The sequence below is a fragment of the Corynebacterium sp. HMSC063G05 genome, assembly GCF_001810555.1.
GTDB lineage: Bacteria > Actinomycetota > Actinomycetes > Mycobacteriales > Mycobacteriaceae > Corynebacterium > Corynebacterium jeikeium_D.
Map to the genome: position 1 here is coordinate 14,285 of NZ_KV801830.1, position 18,119 is coordinate 32,403.

At 60.5% G+C, this 18,119-nt stretch carries 19 protein-coding genes; 10 read left to right on the plus strand and 9 right to left on the minus strand.

Going from position 1 to position 18,119, the window contains the following annotated elements; translation table 11 throughout:
- Positions 1-15: 15 nt before the first annotated feature.
- The 3 genes from HMPREF2751_RS00075 to arfB all read right to left on the minus strand — a co-directional run bounded on the left by HMPREF2751_RS00075 (position 16) and on the right by arfB (position 3,321).
- Positions 16-1,686: an ABC transporter substrate-binding protein gene (locus HMPREF2751_RS00075; RefSeq protein ID WP_016422017.1), complete on the minus strand. Its 1,671-nt coding sequence runs from the start codon at positions 1,684-1,686 to the stop codon at positions 16-18.
- 223 nt (positions 1,687-1,909) lie between these two features.
- Positions 1,910-2,836: a pyridoxal kinase PdxY gene (pdxY, locus tag HMPREF2751_RS00080; protein WP_222865278.1), complete on the minus strand. Its 927-nt coding sequence runs from the start codon at positions 2,834-2,836 to the stop codon at positions 1,910-1,912.
- 41 nt (positions 2,837-2,877) lie between these two features.
- Positions 2,878-3,321, minus strand: coding sequence for an alternative ribosome rescue aminoacyl-tRNA hydrolase ArfB (gene arfB / locus HMPREF2751_RS00085; RefSeq protein WP_070546394.1), 444 nt, complete (start codon positions 3,319-3,321; stop codon positions 2,878-2,880).
- 141 nt (positions 3,322-3,462) lie between these two features.
- On the opposite strand from arfB, the gene HMPREF2751_RS00090 reads away from it, so the two are divergent.
- From HMPREF2751_RS00090 to HMPREF2751_RS00115, 6 genes are all read left to right on the plus strand, one after another.
- Positions 3,463-4,245, plus strand: coding sequence for an SDR family oxidoreductase (locus tag HMPREF2751_RS00090; RefSeq protein ID WP_070546372.1), 783 nt, complete (start codon positions 3,463-3,465; stop codon positions 4,243-4,245).
- A 16-nt stretch (positions 4,246-4,261) separates the two neighbouring features.
- Positions 4,262-4,942: an alpha-ketoglutarate-dependent dioxygenase AlkB family protein gene (locus HMPREF2751_RS00095; RefSeq protein WP_070546371.1), complete on the plus strand. Its 681-nt coding sequence runs from the start codon at positions 4,262-4,264 to the stop codon at positions 4,940-4,942.
- 33 nt (positions 4,943-4,975) lie between these two features.
- Positions 4,976-6,205, plus strand: coding sequence for a sensor histidine kinase (locus HMPREF2751_RS00100; protein ID WP_049192988.1), 1,230 nt, complete (start codon positions 4,976-4,978; stop codon positions 6,203-6,205).
- A gap of 73 nt (positions 6,206-6,278) precedes the next feature.
- Entirely contained in the window at positions 6,279-6,965 is a 687-nt protein-coding gene (locus tag HMPREF2751_RS00105) for a response regulator (protein WP_246823118.1), read from the plus strand.
- Between the two features lie 116 nt (positions 6,966-7,081).
- A complete protein-coding gene (locus HMPREF2751_RS00110; RefSeq protein ID WP_049172353.1) occupies positions 7,082-7,825 on the plus strand; it encodes an ABC transporter ATP-binding protein in 744 nt (247 codons plus the stop codon).
- Positions 7,822-9,255, plus strand: coding sequence for an ABC-2 family transporter permease (locus tag HMPREF2751_RS00115; RefSeq protein ID WP_070549784.1), 1,434 nt, complete (start codon positions 7,822-7,824; stop codon positions 9,253-9,255). The genes HMPREF2751_RS00110 and HMPREF2751_RS00115 overlap by 4 nt, the downstream gene beginning before the upstream one ends.
- Positions 9,256-9,278: 23 nt before the next feature.
- Here HMPREF2751_RS00115 and HMPREF2751_RS00120 read toward each other — a convergent pair whose 3' ends face one another.
- Positions 9,279-10,460 carry a YkvI family membrane protein gene (locus HMPREF2751_RS00120; RefSeq protein ID WP_016422008.1) on the minus strand — a complete coding sequence of 394 codons (1,182 nt, stop codon included), beginning with the start codon at positions 10,458-10,460 and terminating at the stop codon, positions 9,279-9,281.
- Between the two features lie 99 nt (positions 10,461-10,559).
- A complete protein-coding gene (msrA, locus tag HMPREF2751_RS00125) occupies positions 10,560-11,216 on the minus strand; it encodes a peptide-methionine (S)-S-oxide reductase MsrA (RefSeq protein WP_048732380.1) in 657 nt (218 codons plus the stop codon).
- A 102-nt stretch (positions 11,217-11,318) separates the two neighbouring features.
- Between msrA and menE the strand changes: the two genes are divergently transcribed.
- Genes menE through HMPREF2751_RS00140 form a run of 3 tightly spaced genes read left to right on the plus strand, consistent with a single transcriptional unit; the run spans position 11,319 to position 14,590 of the window.
- Entirely contained in the window at positions 11,319-12,467 is a 1,149-nt protein-coding gene (gene menE / locus HMPREF2751_RS00130) for an o-succinylbenzoate--CoA ligase (RefSeq protein ID WP_048732378.1), read from the plus strand.
- Between the two features lie 56 nt (positions 12,468-12,523).
- The gene (locus tag HMPREF2751_RS00135) at positions 12,524-13,420 is read left to right on the plus strand and encodes a 1,4-dihydroxy-2-naphthoate polyprenyltransferase (protein ID WP_016422005.1); all 897 of its coding nucleotides are present in this window, start codon (positions 12,524-12,526) and stop codon (positions 13,418-13,420) included.
- 9 nt (positions 13,421-13,429) lie between these two features.
- Positions 13,430-14,590, plus strand: coding sequence for an alpha/beta fold hydrolase (locus HMPREF2751_RS00140; RefSeq protein ID WP_049192983.1), 1,161 nt, complete (start codon positions 13,430-13,432; stop codon positions 14,588-14,590).
- On the opposite strand, the gene HMPREF2751_RS00145 is transcribed toward HMPREF2751_RS00140, so the two are convergent.
- Entirely contained in the window at positions 14,587-14,946 is a 360-nt protein-coding gene (locus tag HMPREF2751_RS00145) for a DUF4229 domain-containing protein (RefSeq protein ID WP_016422003.1), read from the minus strand. The two genes, HMPREF2751_RS00140 and HMPREF2751_RS00145, sit on opposite strands and share 4 nt — an antisense overlap.
- A 193-nt stretch (positions 14,947-15,139) precedes the next feature.
- Between HMPREF2751_RS00145 and HMPREF2751_RS00150 the strand changes: the two genes are divergently transcribed.
- A complete protein-coding gene (locus HMPREF2751_RS00150) occupies positions 15,140-15,406 on the plus strand; it encodes a hypothetical protein (RefSeq protein WP_016422002.1) in 267 nt (88 codons plus the stop codon).
- On the opposite strand, the gene rfbA is transcribed toward HMPREF2751_RS00150, so the two are convergent.
- The 3 genes from rfbA to rfbB all read right to left on the minus strand — a co-directional run bounded on the left by rfbA (position 15,403) and on the right by rfbB (position 18,083).
- Positions 15,403-16,278: a glucose-1-phosphate thymidylyltransferase RfbA gene (gene rfbA, locus HMPREF2751_RS00155; protein ID WP_016422001.1), complete on the minus strand. Its 876-nt coding sequence runs from the start codon at positions 16,276-16,278 to the stop codon at positions 15,403-15,405. The two genes, HMPREF2751_RS00150 and rfbA, sit on opposite strands and share 4 nt — an antisense overlap.
- 20 nt (positions 16,279-16,298) lie before the next feature.
- The gene (locus HMPREF2751_RS00160) at positions 16,299-16,988 is read right to left on the minus strand and encodes a dTDP-4-dehydrorhamnose 3,5-epimerase family protein (protein ID WP_016422000.1); all 690 of its coding nucleotides are present in this window, start codon (positions 16,986-16,988) and stop codon (positions 16,299-16,301) included.
- Positions 16,989-17,090: 102 nt separating this feature from the next.
- Positions 17,091-18,083, minus strand: a complete 993-nt coding sequence (gene rfbB / locus HMPREF2751_RS00165) for a dTDP-glucose 4,6-dehydratase (protein WP_016421999.1) — start codon at positions 18,081-18,083, stop codon at positions 17,091-17,093.
- Positions 18,084-18,119: the final 36 nt, after the last annotated feature.

An 18,119-nucleotide genomic window follows, 5' to 3' on the forward strand; every position in this document is an offset into this window, starting at 1 on the left:
CTCGGCTTTTGTCATTTACTTGTGCCATGCCCCCAGGTTGAACCACGGGCCGAAGTTCAGGCCGTGGGCATGGGGCTCAAGGATGGCATCCGGGTGCGTGTAGCCACGGTCGCGCTCGACATAGACATGGTCAACGTAGACCAGCTGCAGCATGGCGGGCTTTTCGGCGTAGAGCTTCTGAATCTTACGGTAGAGCTCGTCTCGCTTGGCCTGGTCCGCTTCGACGCGCGCCTGGTCGAGCAGCTTGTCGATCTCCGGGTTGACGTAGTCGGAGCCGTTATCCCACTTGGCACCGGCACCCGGCTCAGCGTACTTGGAGTGCAAGATTGAGTAGATCTGGCCGTCGACGGAGTACGGGGTACCGCCTCCTCCCAGCATGACCGGGGTCTTGGCGTAGTCCTCGCGGGTGACAGACTTGGAATCACGGGCGACCGGATTGACCTCGATGCCGACCTTCTTCAGGTCGGAGGCTGCGGCCAACGTCAGGTCTGTGCGGGCGTGATCGCGGTTCGGGAAGTAGATGACATCGAACGCGGCGCGCTGGCCGTCCTTGACGCGGATGCCGTCCGAGCCCTTCTTCCACCCGGCGTCGTCGAGAAGCTTCTCGGCCTTCGCGGTGTCGTGCTTGATCTCGGCGGTCGGGTCGTAGGCGTCGCCGTAGAAGTCCGCGAGGAAGGTGGAGTTCGGCTTCGCGTGGCCCTTCATCACGTCTTTCGCCATGGCCTCACGGTTGACAGCCAGGTTGACCGCATTGCGGATTGCCTGGTCACCGGTGACCGGGTTGCCCGCTGGAAGGGTGATTCCGCGCCAGTCCGCCGAATGCGCCGACTCGACCTTGAATCCCTCCTGGCCTTCAAATTCCTGCGCCAACGCCGGCTCCATAATGGTTCCGTCGCCCTCGCCGCCGCGCAGCTGCTGAGCACGGGAGTTTTCGTCCTGATTGACTCGGTAAATGACTTTCTTCAGCTCAGGGGCCCCGCCGTGATAATCCTCGCGGGCCGTGAAGATGGCCTCGTCGGCACGCAAAGATTCGAGCTTGAACGGGCCAGTTCCCACGGGCTTGGTATTGAGATCTGAGTCCTCGGCGGGCTTCAAATCATCGAAGTTGAAGGCCTCCGACGGGGCGATGCCGTTGAGGAGCTGGTGATCGAATTCCGCGTACGGGATATTCAGCTCGAAGACGACCTTGTCTCCGTCGGCGTGCACCTCATCGAGCATTTCCCAGTTCGGAGCCTCAGAGGAGGCCGAGCGCTCGTCGAGGATGGCCTTGTAGGTCGCCACGACGTCCTCCGGCCCGAAGGTGGTCCCGTCGGAGAAGGTGATTCCGTCCTTGATTGGAACGGTCCACGTTTTGTTGCCATTGCTCGGCTCGGCGGGGCCGGAGGCTAGCAGAGGCTCAAAGTCGACGGGCTTCGTGGAGGTGTCACCCGACACCGGCTTGAGCCGGAAAAGGCCCTCGTAGACCGGGGAATCGCCGGACCTGCTGTAACCAGCAACCGGGTTGTATCCGCCGGTTTCGTTGTTATCCAGCAGGACCAGGGTCTGCTCGGCGCTGGCGCCGGAGTCCCCGGCGGCACCGGAGGCGGACTTATCATCGGGGTTCGAACAGGCGGTCAACCCGAGGCCACAAATCGCAAGTGCAGAGACCGAGACAGCCAGGGTTCGCCCCGTGCGGGTAGAAAACATTTACTCCCCTTTATTGAAGGATAGGCACAACTAAGTAGTAACCGTTTTCATTATCTACTCATTGGAAACTTTATTTCAATGGTTCAAAATCTTTTCTTCTTGTTGCGCAAATGTTTAGAACCCAGGTAAAAGGCAGAAAAATCCCGAAGACCTGGTACGACGATGGCGGCAACACATAAGTGCTGCCGCCATCGACTCCCCCCCTATATTCGCTTATAAAGCGCTACGCTACCTTCGTAACCTCAAAACGCTGCTCCGGGTGAACGTAGGCCTCCTGCGCGCGCACGAGCTCCAGCTCGCCAGAGCCGGACTCGTGCGTGACCTTCAGCAGCTCAAAGATACTGGCCGCTGTGTTACCCAACGCGACCGAAAGGTCACCGTAAATACCGCGACCGCGCAGCAGGTTGCCTGCAAACAGCGCAGCCGCGACATCGCCGGAACCGTTGCGCTTCAGGGGCAGGTACGGCGTCGCCACCAGCCATGCGCCCGCACCATTGACGGCGAGCATCTCAATCTCGCCCTCCTTGCGCTCCGGACGCAGCACACTGGTCACCAACACGGCCTCCGGGCCCATCTCACGAGCAGCATGGGCTGCCGCAATGGTGGACTCCAGGTCGTTGACCTCGCGGCCCGTCAGGTATCCCAGCTCGAACTGGTTCGGCGTAATCACGTCTGCCACCGGCACAACCTTGTCGCGCAGCAGCGGCGGAATGTCATCCGAGACGTGGCAGCCGCTCTTGGCATTTCCCATCACCGGGTCACACGAGTAAATGGCCTTCGGGTTGCGCTGCTTGGCCATCGCCACGGCCTCGATGATGACATCCGCAATATCGCTACCGCCCTGGTAACCGGAGATAATCGCATCGACGTCGTCAAGCTTGCCCAGCTCATCGATACCCTTGATAACCTCGCGCACATCCGTGGCCGGAATCATCGGGCCGCGCCACTGGCCGTAGCCGGTGTGGTTGGAGAAATCGACGGTGTGGACCGGCCACACTTCAAAACCTGCGCGCTGCAGCGGGAAGACCGCAGCGGAGTTGCCCACGTGGCCATAGCTCACATGCGACTGGATGGACAGAATCGAGGGCACGCGGTTGAACTCCGCGACAGTTTCAGCTGCCTTTTCAGTAGGGGCCTGGTTTTCGCTCATACCATCTATATTGCAACGGATGCACGAAAATCCCATATTCCCTAGTAGGCGCTGGGGCGACGTCGGCTGGCTTTGAGCTCGGAGCGGCGCTGCTTCTGCGCTTTACGACGGGCAATCGAGGCCCGACTCGGTCGAGTCCGCCGGCGCCTCGGAGGCGGTGGCTGCACAGCTTCTCGGATGAGTTCCGCTAAGCGCCGCCTGGCTTCCGCGCGGTTGCGTACCTGGGAGCGCTGCGTGGTAACCGACACGGTGAGTGTCGTGCCATCGAGTCGGTGGCTGAGGTTCTGGAGAGCGCGGCGGCGGTAGACGTCGGAAAGCACGCTGAGCTCGGCGATATCGACCGATAGCTGCACCTTGGAATCCGTGGTGTTAACGCCCTGACCGCCCGGCCCTCCGGAGCGCGCGAAGCGTTCGGTGAGCTCCGCCGCGGGGATGACGAGGCCCTTTGGGATGCCGGGACCTGGTGGGATGTTCAGGGGTTTCATGGTGGCCAGTGTAGTCAGGACGCGTTTGTGATCGGGTCCCGTTTCCTCCAATCCGCTGTTAAACAACAAATGCTCACCTAAGCTGGCAAATAACATTTATCCACTTATAAAAACAGCAAGAAAAGGCAGGATTGAGACACCATGGCCACTTCTGATTCCCCGTCCATTTTCATCTCCGGCGGCGCGCAGGGCATTGGCCGCGCGGTGGCCGAGAAGTTCCTGGCTGCAGGCTGGACCGTCGGCGTCTACGACATCAATGAGGATGCCCTGGCGAAGCTCAAGGCTGAGCGCCCGGAGGTAATCGTCGGCAAGCTGGACGTGACGGACTTTAAGCAGTGGGAGGACGCGCTTGCGGACTTCACCTCCCACACCGGCGGCAAGCTGACGGTGCTGGACAATAACGCGGGCATCATCGGCGATGGCGATATCACTGACCAGTCACCGGAGATTATCCGCGCGCAGGTGGACATCAACTGCACCGGCCTGACACTGGGCGCGAAGGCGGCGCACCCGTACCTGAAGCGCACTAAGGGGTCTCACCTGGTCAACATGGGTTCGGCTTCGGGCATTTACGGCCAGCCGCACATCGCGCCGTACTCCGCGTCGAAGTTCTACGTCTCTGGTCTGACGCAGGCTCTGGATCTGGAGTGGCGCAAGGACAAGATCCGCGTCGTCGCAATCATGCCGCTGTGGGCGAAGACCAAGCTGGCGGACGTTTCCGCTGGTTCCACCCGTCGTCTTGGCGTGCGCATTACGCCGAACCAAGTCGCTGATGCTGTGTGGAAGGCAACGCACCCGCAGAACTTCATTGAGCGCCAGCGTCACTTCTACTCGGTGTCGGCGGCAGACTTTATCCTGCGCTACCTGGGCAAGATTGGTCCGCAGTTCCTTTCCCGCCCGGTTAACGCAATCATCGCGGGTTAAGAGGCAAACTAGACCTATGCTCTTCGATCAACTCCCGCGCGACGATGCCCGCATCACGCCGGGAGTTGTTCATTTGCCGGGATGGCTTCCCCTGGACCGGCAGGCGGGCATCATCACGCAACTCCGCGACATCGCCCGCGACGTTGCCGGCACTCCCCTGGCCATGACTCGCCCGCAGCTCAAAAGTGGCCAGATGCAGGTCTTTATGCTGCATCTCGGCCGCATGTGGGCCACCAATCCCTACCGCTACGTCACGCACGCAGGCGGCGTTCGCGTCCCGCCCGTGCCTGACAACCTGCTACAGCTCGCTACCGAAGCACTCGGCGCTGCCGCGCTTTACGACGAATCCCTCAGCCAGTGGCCCACCACTTTTCGGCCCGACATGGCGTTGGTCAACTACTACCCGCCCGGGGCCACCATGGGGATGCACCAGGATCGAAACGAAAACTACCCTGCCCCGATTGTGTCACTCTCTATCGGCGATGAGGCTCTGTTCCGCATTGGCGGGACTGAAAACCGCAACAAACCCTGGGATGACGTGACTCTCGCCAGCGGGGATGTGATTGTGTTTGGTGGTCCGAAGCGGCTTGCGTTTCATGGTGTGCCCAAGACTCGTCCGGGCACGCTGCCGGAAGGGTGCGGGCTTAAAGAGGGCCGCATCAACATCACATTCCGGCAAGTGGAAAACTCACACTAAACCGCGCAAGCCACCGACCGCTAGCCTAGACACATGCAGCGCACCGCTTCCTCCATGCACGCACAGCCTGCCACCGCGCAGACCCCTGCCCCACTCGACTGGCGCAGCCGGGTACGTTTCTTTGTCGGCTCGTTCCCAACTGCCGATCTCGCTATTGCGACTGCTTTCCTGCTGTGCTGCTGGTTGAGCATGACGCCGCTACTTACTTATGGCCCGAGCTTTACTTATGTCACCAATGTGATTCTGTCCGCGATGATTGCCGGGGCCGCAGCGTTTCGTCGTAAAGCAGTGCGTGCATCGTTTGTGGTTACGTACAGTGCCCTAGCGGGTCTCGCCTTGCTGGTGTGGCTATCCCCAGTGAACCTTGGGCTAGACCCCATTATTGTTGCTGCCCCACTATCTCTATGGGCTGTGACCAGGTGGGAACCGAATCGCACCTGGGGCATCGTTGGGCTGTTTTTAGGGTTGATTGGCAGCTTCCTCAACCCGGCAGTTCCTGCCTTCGGCTTTACCCCGGAACGACTATTGGTCTTCGGACTACCGGCGGTGCTTATCACGGCGAGCGCGTACGCAGTGCCACTATGGCTGCGCATCAACGCCGAGGAACATGCCGCGGAGTTGGAGAACGTCGTGGCGCTCAACAAGCTGGAGTTGTCCAGGGAGCTTCACGACGTCGTGGGGCACGGACTCACCTCTATTAAGGTTCAGGCCCAAACCGCTCTGTACCTGGCGGAGATGGATGGCTCACGAGCGGAATCCGCTGCTGAAAAGACCACGCTGGAAGGTATTGCCCAGACCGCAGACCAATCGTTGCGGGATGTGCATGCGCTTGTCGATGCGCTACGTGATGGCGGCGAGATTAGCGCTGACCCGAATGAGATTCCGCGTCTGGTTGCGGCAGTTTGTCCGCCGGGTCGCGATGTTTCGGTGACTCTGCCGGAGTCTTATGGAGACCTGGCGGATTGGCCACTCGCGAAGCGTTTGACTTTGGTGCGGGCAGTGACGGAGTTGGCCGCGAATATGGCCAAGCACTCATCGGGCGCTGGTCAGCTGGCACTGGTAATCGATCCACCTGCCGATGCTGATGACAGCCCGGCGCGGGTTCATTTGGTGACTGCAAACCGGGCTGAGAGCGAAACTTTGGAACCCAGGAAGCGAGCTGGCGCTGGCCTGATTGGTCTGGAAGAACGCGTGGCTCAGCTCGGTGGCGAGATGACTTATGGTGAAAGCGACGGCATGTTCCGCGTCAGTATTCGGCTGTAAGCGGTTCGACCGAAGCAGGGCTGACTGTCAATCCTGTTGAGAAAGACGAGCAATGGATGTAATTCGAGTATTAGTGGCTGAAGATCAGGCTTTGATTCGGCAGTCTTTCGCGCAGCTTATTGATGCCCACCCGCAGATGAAAGTCATTGGTGCCGTGGGCGACGGCGCCGAGGCTGTGCGTCGTGCCTCCGGAGCCGATGTGGTCGTCATGGACATTCGAATGCCCGTGATGGACGGTATCGAGGCCACACGACAGATTGTGCAAGGCGTGCCGTCCGGAGGTGCGGCTCGCGCTTCCACTCCAAAAGTCTTGGTACTGACCACTTTCCGCGAAGAAGACCTGGTGCTCGGCGCTTTAGAAACTGGGGCCGCAGGCTTTTTGCTCAAAGACTCCAATCCCCGTGAGCTGCTTTCGGCCATCATGCGTATCCACCGTGGTGAAGGAGTCATCGATCCGAAGGTGACGCCGATGGTGTTGCGGCATGTTTCACCGCGCGCACCGCACTCAGGACAGCCAGCGAGAGCGTTCTCGACACATGGCGCTGACTCAGACCCCACTCACACAGGAACCCAATTCACACCCCGCGAACAGGAGATTTTGAACCTCGTCTGCCAAGGGCTTTCCAATGACGAAATTGCTCGCAGGTTGGTTGTCGCCACGACGACAGTGAAAACCCATGTGAAATCCCTGTTGACCAAGACAGGCTCACGCAGTCGCGTGGATCTTGTCATTTGGGCTGCGAAAAACGGGCTGCTGTAGCTTCTCCTCGCTGGTACCGTCATCCTCGCTATCGCCTCCTCCCTAGGGAGGATATTTCCGCCACCTCATCCTCAGGGAGGGCGCGAACCGTGCCAAACACTCCTATTACTTAAGGCATGAACGCACCAACCCCCACCTCAGGCCCTTCCGCAGACGCCGCCGCTCCCCTCCTCCAGCTGCGCGGCATCACTGTCTCCTACGGCAAGAACGAACCTGTCCTGAACGGCCTCGATATGAACGTCCGCGCCGGCGAGGTCTACGGGCTATTGGGACTCAACGGCGCAGGTAAATCCACGTTGATGAGCACGGTGCTTGGGCTAATTCCCTACTCCGGTGAAATCAGCATCGCGGGACACCCGTGGTCCGTTGTCGACCTGGACCGCATCGGCGCCTCCATCAATGGCCCGGCGTTCTACCCACAGCTCTCAGCCACCGACAATCTCAAAGTGCACGCACATCTGACCGGCACGGACAAGAGCCGTATCGCCGAAGTCCTCGACTTGGTCGGGCTTCATGCTGGTAACAAGCGTGGCCGCGCTTTCTCAACGGGCATGAAGGTTCGTCTTTCCCTGGCGATGGCGCTGCTCACCGACCCCGACATTGTGCTTCTCGACGAGCCCACCAACGGCCTCGACCCCGAAGCTATCGTGGGCCTGCGCACCTTGTTGCGAAATCTTGCCGCTAGTGGCAAGGCCGTCGTGGTGTCCTCCCATCAACTCGGAGAGGTCGAGAAGAGCGTTGACCACCTTGGCGTCCTTGCTGGTGGCCGACTGGTCTACGAAGGCCCGCTGGCTGACTTTGCGGCTGCTGGTCAATCCCTCGAGCAAGCTTTCTTCACCGCAGTAGGTGTTGCCCGATGAGCACTCAACCGCACACGCGCACTCTTAACACGCGCACCGTTCCTGCCCGCCGCTACTTCCGCGCCGAGCTACTGCGGGCAAAGTGGTCACTCACCATGTTTCTTCCCATCATCATGGTGGCAATCGCTCTGGTCAGCATGGTCTTTTCTAGAGGCGTTGACGCCACCGCCATGGCGAGCGCCCACATCTACTCGCTTATCCTGCTTCCTCCCCTGGCTGCTATTACGTCCGTCATCGGCCAAAACCGTGAAGAAAAACTCCGCCAAGGCGGCCTAATCTGGCGCAATATCTCGGGCACTCGAGTGCTCCTTGCCCGCGCAGCCACTGTCATTGCCTCCGCGGCCCTCGGTCACGCATTGATGGCTGCACTCCTTGCCCGGAGCGTGAGCACCGCATTGCAATTCACGCTCTTTAGCACGTTGTCATTCTTCGTCTTCTGGACATTCGGCCTTGCCCTATGGCGCCTTGTGCCACGCGCAGCTCTCTTCCTCGCTCCGCTCGCTTCCATCGCTTGGGCCATCGCAGGAACACTGGACGCCATGAGCCCAAACTGGAAAGTTCTCCCGTGGACCTGGGCAATCCGCCCAACGTTACCTATCCACGGAGTGCAGGCTAATTCCATCTCGGCTCCCGCCGACAGCGAGATCTGGAACATCGCCATCCTGCCGCCCGCGTTGCTGCATTTACTCCTCGGGCTAGGTCTATTTGCCATCGCATTGCTTGCGCACGGAAAATCTCTCAGCTTGCCGACGGGCCGGGAACGCAGCACTTCGTCGTTAAGCCATGGCATGAGCGCGACCCTTCCCTGGCGCACCTGGTGGAGTCTCGCAGCGCTGATGCTTGCCGGACTTGCGGTCGTGCGTGTGGTGTGGAACCCGGAGTATGCGCTGGGGCTGCTGAGTTTCGTCTGCGTGCCGACGGCCGCAACCGTGGTGGCCATCATGACATGGACTTCGCAAGCCGATGCCTGGCCAGCACTGATGCATCGGCGTGCGCGACGCAGCATCACGCTCCGACTGTTTGCCTTGGATATGGCGTTTCTCCTGCCGGTGCTGGTGGTTGCGGTGGTTATCAGTGGTGCAGGCGGCGAGACCAATAGCCAGACGGGCATTAACCCCTGGCCGTACCAGGCGGTAATCGCGTCTCTTGTGGCCGCGATGATTGTGGCCGTGACCGGCTTAATTGCGCGTCGAAGTGTGGCGGCCGCAATCTTTGTCTCGGTCGCGCTCGGCGGTTGGGCGGTGATGGTTGGCGGTGATGTCCTCAGCGCCTCACCGTTGTGGTGGACCTCGGAATGGGGATGGACTTGGGTAGTCCGTGATTACCCCGATCGGTGGCCAGTGATGGTTCTCGTGTCCGCCATTGTGATGGCGGCGTTCGTGGCTTGGGCTCGGGCGACATCATTGAAAGCGATCCGATCCCAAGACTGACGGCGGCGCTACGAGCAGCCCACCTACTCCTCGATCGCCTCGCGGACCTCTTCGACACTGAGGTTGGAGTCTTCAATCTCCTCGCGGGCCTCCTTGTTCCGGCCACGGCGGACCAGGCGGAAGATGCGCTTGCGGCGGGAAGTCTCTTCACTGATGCGCTCGCGGCCGCGCAACCAGGCAACAAGCATGACAGTAATGAGCAGCAGACCGATGTAGCCCAGGATTGGGTAGACCCAACCGATTAGGTTCTGGAAGCCCATGAAGCTCAAGGCGAAACCGAGCAAGACCAGCGCGACGTAGACAATCTTGAATTTTTCCGGGTGATTTGCGGTGACGCGACGCCCCAGTGCGTAGAACATGCCAAGTGCCGTGTTGAAGATCATGCCAAGGATTACCACGGCCATGGCCTGGCCCAGCCACGGGTGCAGTCGATTAATGACGGTGAGCATTGGCACGGCATCGGTGGCGACAGTACCAACAGTGTGGAACAGCGTGATGGTGGTAATCAGCAGCATCGCGGAGTAAATCAAACCACCGGTAAACCCACCGGCTCCAGCGGCGCGGGGATTGAACAGGCTACCGCCAATAACAATCGCCATGGAAACCGCAACCATCAGGTTAAAACCAACATAGTTCACTGCGGCGACAACCCAGTTCGGCAGGGTAGTCGGGACTTCCGCAACGGCAGCTGCCTGCTCCGCGGCCGGGGTGGCATCGGTGAACGCCAGCGTATAAACACTGGCCAGCAGGATAAAGCCGACGATAAACGGCGTGATGGAACCGATCACTGTGGTCACTCGGTCAACATCGAGGAAACCGGCTGCAATGGTCACCAACACCATGATTACGGCACCGATCCACACAGGGATGCCCCACTGCTGCTCCATGTTGGCACCGGCACCGGCGAACATGACGAACCCGGTGGCGAAGAGCGTGATAATCACGCCAATGTCCAGTACTCGCGAGAAGATGGGGTGCGATACGCGTCGGAAAACTTCGCCGTGCTCGCTGGCCTGAAAATAGCTTCCCAGCTGCAAAATGATCATCGCCATCAGGCTCATGATTACCGCTGAGAGAACGGCACCCCAGACACCATTGATGCCAAAGGCGACGAAGTATTGCATGATTTCCTGACCCGTCGCAAAGCCCGCGCCGACGACCACGCCGACGAAGGCAAATGCAACGCGCAGTACTTGCTTCACCACAAGGGTTCACTCCTATTCGACTATCGGATTAATATAACCACCTTACTTTTCTCAGTGAGTTTTACTAATCGCAATTAAGCGTTCTACGAAGTTTCGCCTTTAAATTCCGCAGGCCACGCCGGTCGAATGCACTGGGCAGTAGCCGTTCGGATTCTTAAACAAGTACTGCTGATGCTCATCCTCAGCCCGGTAGTACTCCCCTGCCGGGGTCTCCGCGAGTGGCTTAATCTCCGTGGTGATGGCCCCCAGGCCAGCGTCGGCAAGCTTCGGCGCGTAGGCATCGGCGATCTCCTGTGCCCGGCGCGCTTGCTCGGGCGTCGTCGTGTAGATCGCGGAACGGTACTGCGTGCCGACATCATTACCCTGGCGGTAGCCCTGCGTGGGATCGTGGGCCTCGAAGGCCTTGGCGATCAGCTGGTCGAAGCTAATCTGCTCCGGGTCGTAGACGACCTCCACAATCTCGGTGTGGTTGGTGCGTCCGGTGCAGGACTCGCGGTAGGTGGGATTCGGCGTCATGCCCCCGGCGAACCCGACCGATGTGCTGAGCACGCCCGGTGTTTCCCAAAACAGCTTCTCAGCACCCCAGTAACAGCCAATCCCGATGTAGACGACCTCCTGGCCTTCCTCCCATGGGCCGGTGATCGGCGTGCCGAGCACCGCATGCGGCTTCGGATTTTCCAACACCGGGTGCGAGCCGCCCTTTAGCGCCTCATCTTCCGGCACCAGCTCCGCTGATCTACCAAAAATCCAACCCATCTTCGACGCCTTTCTATCTATGACTGTCTTTGGTCTGCGCAACGCGCCCGAGGCCACGATTGTTCCGACCTCGCCACCAGAAACTACGGAATAACACCGACTATGGTTTGGGTTGTGCGTACGCTCAGCCTGCTTTCCATCAATCCCCACAACCCGACCGCCATCCTGCCCGACCTCCGCGCTGCGCTGGACGGTGAGGTCTCTCTTCTTCCCGTTCCGCTTCACGACGGCACGCGCGCCTCAATCTTGCGGAACTCGCAACGCGCAGGTGAGCCAATTGATGAATCCATCGCGCTTGTTGTCGGCACCTCCGGTTCCACCGGCACACCGAAGGGTGCACAGCTGACGGTGGATAACTTGGTCTCCTCTGCTACCGCTACACATCAGTGGCTCGGCGGTGAAGGGCAGTGGCTGCTGGCGATGCCGGCCTACCATATCGCTGGCCTGCAGGTTCTCATTCGTTCGCTGCTCGCGGGCACGAATCCGGTGTGTGTGGATGTGACCGACGGTTTTGATGTGGCCGCATTCGCCGACGGCGCCGAGGCCCTCACCAGCGACCGTGCCTACACCTCGCTGGCTCCGATGCAGCTGGCCAAGGCCATGGAAGAACCCTTTGGCGCGGCAGCCCTGCGCCTGTTTGATGCTGTCCTTGTCGGCGGCGCAGCCTTGAACCCGCAGGTGGCAGCGCGCGCCGAAGAACTCGGCATCAACGTCGTGACCACCTATGGTTCCTCCGAGACAGCCGGCGGCTGCGTCTATGACGGACAGCCCATCGAAGGTGCACAGGTCGCCATCGAAAATGGTCGCGTTTGGCTGGGCGGACCGATGATTGCACACGGTTACCGCAACGCGCCCAGTCACGAGGCTTTCCATAAACCAGGTTGGTTCGCCACCTCCGATGCGGGCGAGATCCACGATGGCCGACTAGTCATTACGGGACGCCTGGACACCATCATCGACTCCGGCGGGTTGAAGCTGCACCCCGAAGTCCTCGAACGTGAACTGCTCGCCATCGATGGAGTTACGGGAGCCTGCGTGGTCGGTGTGCCACACCCAAGGCTCGGCCACGCTATCGTCGCAGCGTATGAAGGCATCGCTGAGCTCGGCGATGTCATGGACGGGCTCGGCGATGCTGAAGACGCCGGGCGAATCAATCACTGGATGATTCCCAAGGACCTGCGTCGCGTGGAGGTCCTGCCACTGATTGGTCCGGGCAAGGTCGACCGGAAGAAAGTCGCGGCGCTCTTTTAGCTCATTCAGACACGCATTAGTTCAAGGCATTTGGTGTCACGTCCTATTATTAATTCATGTCTGAAGCACCAAAGAGTCCTGCAACGGCGTCGTTAAGCGATTGGCTGGAAGGCGCGCGCCCCCATACCTGGGCGAATGCGTTTGCGCCGGTCATCGTCGGTGTCGGAGCGGCATCGACGCACGCGCCGATTATCTGGGGACGTGCGGTGCTCGCGCTGGTTGTCGCGTGGGCGTTGATTGTGGGCGTGAACTTCGCCAACGACTACTCCGATGGCATCCGCGGCACTGACGATGACCGCTCGGGCCCGCTGCGCCTGACGGGTTCTGGTCTGGTCGAGCCGAAGGTTGTGAAGTACGCGGCGTTCGGTTCCTTTGGTGTCGCCGGTCTTGCCGGTGTGGCGCTGTCCCTGATGAGCGCGTGGTGGCTCATTCTGGTCGGTGCACTGTGCATCGCGGCTGCGTGGTTCTACACCGGCGGTAAAAATCCCTACGGTTATCGCGGACTTGGCGAGGTCTCGGTCTTCGTCTTTTTCGGTCTCGTCGCGGTGCTCGGCACGGAATTCACCCAGACGGGCTCGCTGTCTTGGGTCGGCCTGGCCTGCGCAATTGGTATTGGTTCGGTGTCTTCTGCCGTGAACCTGGCGAACAACTTGCGCGACATCCCCACCGACGCCGCTACCGGCAAGATCACCTTGGCAGTTCGCCTGGGCGACTTCCGCACCCGCATCGTCTGGCAGATTCTCTCCCTCATGCCCGCGCTGGCCAGCAGCTTTATCGCTTTCTGGCGCCCATGGGCGCTGGTGGGTCTGCTCATCGTGCCGCTGTGGGTGAAGGCCTCCGAGCCAATTCGCATGCATAAGAAGGGCAAGGAGCTCATCCCGGTACTGGGGCTTACCGGCAAGATGATGCTTGCCTGGTCCGTCATTACGGCACTCGCACTCGCGCTCAGCTAGGGGGTACCGATGGACTTCCGCACACTGACGCACAAGGCGCTTGACGACGTCCAGGAGGCCGCAACCCGAGTTGGCGACACAGCAGCCAAGGCTCCAGCTTTCGCCCGCAGCGCTGCTCTGCGTTTGACCAAATCGGGACGCCGCCGACTGGCGCTGGAGCACGGTGCGCTGCATTCGCAGACCCGTGAACCGGGACTCACCGATCTCACGTCAACCGGCGTGGTGCATATCAAGACCGCACCGGTCACGGCCGAGATTGCGGCCAAGGACGACGAGCGGAAGGCCAGCGACAAGCCGGATGCTGTCACCACCGATATTCCGGTGCACTGGTACGAGGTTGAACCTAGCGAACCCGCCAAAGAACCCGTGACCATCGTCTTCGTCCACGGCTTCACCCTGGCTGGTGAGTCCTGGTACCGGCAGTTCAACGCGCTGCGCAAGTCGCACCCGGAAGCACGCCTGTTGACTATGGATCTGCGCGGCCACGGCCAGACCGGAGCGGTTCCGGCTTCACTCTGCACGGTCGAAGGGGCTGCGGCCGATGCGCTGGCCGTGATCGCCGAGCGTGCCGCGACCGGAAAACTCATCGTGGTTGGGCATTCGCTAGGCGGTTTGATTGCACTGCACATGGTGCGGGCTGCCGAGGAAAGCATTCGCCGTCGGATAGCAGGCGTAGTGTTGATTTCCACGTCTATCGACAAGCTGGCCGCCCAGGGTGTGCCGCAGATTCTGGCGTCCCCGGTGGCGGATGCGGCGCGCAATGCAATTGAGTCCTCGCCGAAGGAGATTCGCAAGTTCCGCGAGGCAATCGCGTCACTGATGGCGCCGTCGTTGGCGGTGGCGGTGTTCGCCCGGCGCACGGACTACGAGATCATCGAGTTCCACGCGGCCATGATTAATGAAACACCGCTGGAAACTTTCGTGGGATATCTCGACGACCTGCAGGATCACGACGAGTTCGCATCCGGGCCTTACTTGGAGGGCTTGCCAGGAGCGGTACTGGTGGGCACGAAGGACGATGTCACTCCGCGCAAGCAAGCAGACCTAATTATGGAAAAGTGGCCGGACGCCGAACTGGTTGAAGTCGACGGGGCCGGCCACATGTTGCCGCTCGAGGCTCCGGAAGCGGTGAACCGGGCTATCGAGCGGGCCCTGGAGAAGGTGCGCTAGTTTTCCTCGCGGTCCTTAATCTGCTGCGCAATGTATTCCTTGTGCGCGCGGCGGTTCTCCGACCACACTGCAACAGACTCATTGGCCTGGACGCGCAGCTTCGGGAACACAAAAACCGACAGCGGCATCGCAATAATCAGTGCGAACACAGCCGTAATTGCAGCCGGAATCTGCACATTAACGAGGTAGATAATCACGAGCAGAATGAAGAACAGCACTAGGAATAGCAGCAGACGAGCAAGGCCGTACCAGAACAGCCCCTTCATGGCATTGCCGCGACCAGCATTCTTGGTCACCGGAGCTGCTGGCATCTGAGCCTCAGAAGCCAACTTGTCCTGCTCTGCTGGATTGGTCATTAAACCCTCACCTCTACGTGTTACGCCTGTGCTGTGCCCGGGCGTTGCTAGCGTCCATGGCTGTTCGTGTCCAACGTTCCTTTGTACCCTAACGAACTCTGTACGCCGTACCGCATGCAGTGCGATACCCCTCGTGGGCACTACGGGACTCGTTGCGTATTCTAGTCGGTAAATCCAGGAGGTTAGCTATTACATGGGTCGGCTCATTCTGCTGCTGTTCATCATCCTTGTCGTAGTCATGCTGTGGAAGGCATTTGGCCCCGGCAGTCGCGGCAACGGCATGCGACGTATTTCCGCTCCGCAACCGGAACCCCGTCCGCTCGCTCCCGACGATGATCCGGAGTTTCTCTGGAAGCTCAAGAAGGCCGAATTCGATCGCCGTAAACGTGAGCAGGAGCTGCAGGAGCGGCGCGAACGGGAGCAGGACGACAACCCCGATAATCCCGGCGAAACTGACTAAACGTCCTTGCCACGCAGCAACAACTGCTGTAGATATTCCCCGTAGCCACTGGCGCTGAGGGCGTCGGCACGCGCGCTAAGCGCAGCATCGTCAATGAATCCCATGCGCCACGCCACCTCTTCCGGCGAGCCAATCTTTAGCCCCTGCCGCTGCTCAATCGTGCGCACGAAATCACCCGCGGCCATCAGATTGTCCACCGTGCCCGTGTCCAGCCATGCCGTGCCGCGCGGCAGCACCTCTACCTGCAGTTTCCCGCGCTCCAAGTAGGCGCGGTTAACATCCGTGATTTCCAATTCGCCGCGTGACGACGGTTGCAGCGAGCGAGCTATCTCAACAACCTCGGCATCATAGAAGTACAAACCAGGCACCGCGAAATGGCTGCGTGGTTTCTTCGGTTTCTCCTGGATCGCCACGGCTTTGCCGCTTTGGTCGAAGTCCACGACTCCATAGGCTGTGGGATCTGCGACCCAGTAGGCGAAGATCGCTCCGCCATCGACGTTATGGAAGCGGCGCAGCTGCGTGCCCAAGCCAGCACCGTAAAAGATGTTGTCGCCGAGGATGAGGGCAACGGAGTCATCGCCGATGTGGTCCGCACCGATGATGAACGCTTCAGCGAGACCACGGGGCTCGTCTTGGGTGGCAAAGGTGAGGGTGAGGCCCCACTGCGAGCCGTCGCCAAGCAAGCGTTCAAACTGCGGGGCATCATGTGGCGTGGTGATGACGAGGATGTCCCTGATTCCCGCTAGCATCAGCGTGCTCAGCGGGTAGTAGATCATCGGCTTGTCATAGACGGGAACCAGCTGCTTGCTTACGCCAAGTGTGATGGGAAACAGCCGAGAGCCCGTACCACCTGCGAGGATGATGCCCTTCATAGTGCTCGCGCCTTTCTGCCTTACTGCCCGGCCGCTTCGTTGGCGATTGCCCACTCGTCGCGAGCCATGTTCTCAAGATCCTTGCAGTCAAACTCACTGGGGAGCTTATTGCCCTCGGCCTCGAACTGCTCGATAGTCGGAGCCTTCTGATCGCGCTCGGAGAGAATCATGTCCGCGTCGGTGAGACCACCCTTGGCCAGCAGCGCAGCCAGGTCAATTCCGAGAGTCGGGTCCTGGATGCTAACAGCACGCTCTGCCTCCGGGTTGTAACCGGTGGAAGTGAGGTAAGTGAGCACAGAGTCGTCGGCAAGCGAGACGAAGCCATGTCCGATGCCGTTGGGCAGATAGACCACTCGGCGGGTCTTGCTGTCGAGCTCGAAAACCTCGACCTTGCCGAAGGTATCGGAGCCGCGACGCAGGTCAACCGCAATGTCGAGGATGTGGCCCGCGGGACAAGTAACCAGCTTCGCCTGGCCGGGGTGGCCATCTGGCGCGGTGCTGACGTCAGCGAAGTGCAGGCCACGGACAACGCCTGCGGCGGAGACACTCATGTTGGCCTGCTCCGGGAAGAACGGGTAGCCCGTGGCCTCGGCGAATGCGTCGAGGCGATACCACTCGTGGAAACTACCGCGGCTGTCGCCGTGGATGACCGGTTCGAAGGTGAAAACGCCGTCGATAGAAGTGGGCTGGAATGTGCTCTTAGGGCTCATGGGTAACAAGTGTAGACGGGGCGCCCGGGCTGAGGCTGTGGCACGCGTTGAGTGTGCACTGAGTGTGCGTTGAGGGTTCGCTAGGCATGCCCCAGCAGCGAACTACAACTCCTGCTCGCGCTCCGCGTAGCCAGCCTCAGCGGCATCGTAGGCCGCCGCCCACCAGGACTCGTTGGCGCGATACCAGTCGATGGTCTCGGCGAGCCCCGCGGAAAAGTCTTGGTAGCGCGGCTGCCAGCCAAGGCTGCGGATGGATGCGGGGTCAATCGCATAACGACGGTCATGCCCCGGGCGGTCAGTGACATGGACAAAGTCGGACCGCTCACGACCGAAGCCCTCCAGGATGTCTCCGACCACGTCGAGGTTGGAACGCTCGCCATCGGCACCAATCAGGTAGGTCTCCCCCACCTCGCCAGAATCCAAGATTGCCCAGACCGCGTCGTTGTGGTCATCGACGTGAATCCAGTCCCGAACATTCTCGCCAGTGCCGTACACGCGAGGGCTACGACCGCGCAACAGACCACAGATCTGGCGGGGAATCAGCTTCTCCGGATGCTGCCTCGGCCCGTAGTTGTTCGAGCAGTTACTAATCGTCGCAACCAACCCGAAGCTGCGCACCCACGCCCGGACAAAGTGATCCGCTGAAGCCTTGGAGGCCGAGTAGGGGCTGGAGGGTTTGTACGCGGTGGCCGTCGTAAAGCGTGCTGGATCGTCGAGAGCGAGATCGCCGAAGACCTCGTCGGTGGAGATGTGGTGAAGGCGGACGTCGTGGGTGGCGCAAGCCTTGGCCAGATTCACGGTGCCCATGACATTAGTGGTGACGAAGGGATCGGCATCCACCAGCGAATTGTCGTTATGGCTCTCTGCGGCGAAGTGGACGACCACGTCGAAGCGGGGCACGAGGCGATCGATCAGCTCCGCGTCACGAACATCGCCGCGGATGATTTCACAGTCCGCGCCATCCAAGCTCGCAGGGTTCGCGGCATAGGTGAAAGCGTCCAGCACCGTGACATTCACATCGGGCCGTGTAGCCAGAGTGCGGAGAACGAAGTTGGAACCAATAAAGCCGGCACCACCGGTGACGAGAACGCGCATGGAAGCGATTCTAGTTCACCCGGCGATGCCGGCTTT

Excerpts from the sequence above, each read along its gene's own strand:
- HMPREF2751_RS00075 (WP_016422017.1), bottom strand. The coding sequence starts at position 1,686 with ATGTTTTCTACCCGCACGGGGCGAACCCTGGCTGTCTCGGTCTCTGCA.
- pdxY (WP_222865278.1), bottom strand. The coding sequence starts at position 2,836 with ATGAGCGAAAACCAGGCCCCTACTGAAAAGGCAGCTGAAACTGTCGCG.
- arfB (WP_070546394.1), bottom strand. The coding sequence starts at position 3,321 with ATGAAACCCCTGAACATCCCACCAGGTCCCGGCATCCCAAAGGGCCTC.
- HMPREF2751_RS00090 (WP_070546372.1), top strand. The coding sequence starts at position 3,463 with ATGGCCACTTCTGATTCCCCGTCCATTTTCATCTCCGGCGGCGCGCAG.
- HMPREF2751_RS00095 (WP_070546371.1), top strand. The coding sequence starts at position 4,262 with ATGCTCTTCGATCAACTCCCGCGCGACGATGCCCGCATCACGCCGGGA.
- HMPREF2751_RS00100 (WP_049192988.1), top strand. The coding sequence starts at position 4,976 with ATGCAGCGCACCGCTTCCTCCATGCACGCACAGCCTGCCACCGCGCAG.
- HMPREF2751_RS00110 (WP_049172353.1), top strand. The coding sequence starts at position 7,082 with ATGAACGCACCAACCCCCACCTCAGGCCCTTCCGCAGACGCCGCCGCT.
- HMPREF2751_RS00115 (WP_070549784.1), top strand. The coding sequence starts at position 7,822 with ATGAGCACTCAACCGCACACGCGCACTCTTAACACGCGCACCGTTCCT.
- msrA (WP_048732380.1), bottom strand. The coding sequence starts at position 11,216 with ATGGGTTGGATTTTTGGTAGATCAGCGGAGCTGGTGCCGGAAGATGAG.
- menE (WP_048732378.1), top strand. The coding sequence starts at position 11,319 with ATGGTTTGGGTTGTGCGTACGCTCAGCCTGCTTTCCATCAATCCCCAC.
- HMPREF2751_RS00135 (WP_016422005.1), top strand. The coding sequence starts at position 12,524 with ATGTCTGAAGCACCAAAGAGTCCTGCAACGGCGTCGTTAAGCGATTGG.
- HMPREF2751_RS00140 (WP_049192983.1), top strand. The coding sequence starts at position 13,430 with ATGGACTTCCGCACACTGACGCACAAGGCGCTTGACGACGTCCAGGAG.
- HMPREF2751_RS00145 (WP_016422003.1), bottom strand. The coding sequence starts at position 14,946 with ATGACCAATCCAGCAGAGCAGGACAAGTTGGCTTCTGAGGCTCAGATG.
- HMPREF2751_RS00150 (WP_016422002.1), top strand. The coding sequence starts at position 15,140 with ATGGGTCGGCTCATTCTGCTGCTGTTCATCATCCTTGTCGTAGTCATG.
- rfbA (WP_016422001.1), bottom strand. The coding sequence starts at position 16,278 with ATGAAGGGCATCATCCTCGCAGGTGGTACGGGCTCTCGGCTGTTTCCC.
- HMPREF2751_RS00160 (WP_016422000.1), bottom strand. The coding sequence starts at position 16,988 with ATGAGCCCTAAGAGCACATTCCAGCCCACTTCTATCGACGGCGTTTTC.
- rfbB (WP_016421999.1), bottom strand. The coding sequence starts at position 18,083 with ATGCGCGTTCTCGTCACCGGTGGTGCCGGCTTTATTGGTTCCAACTTC.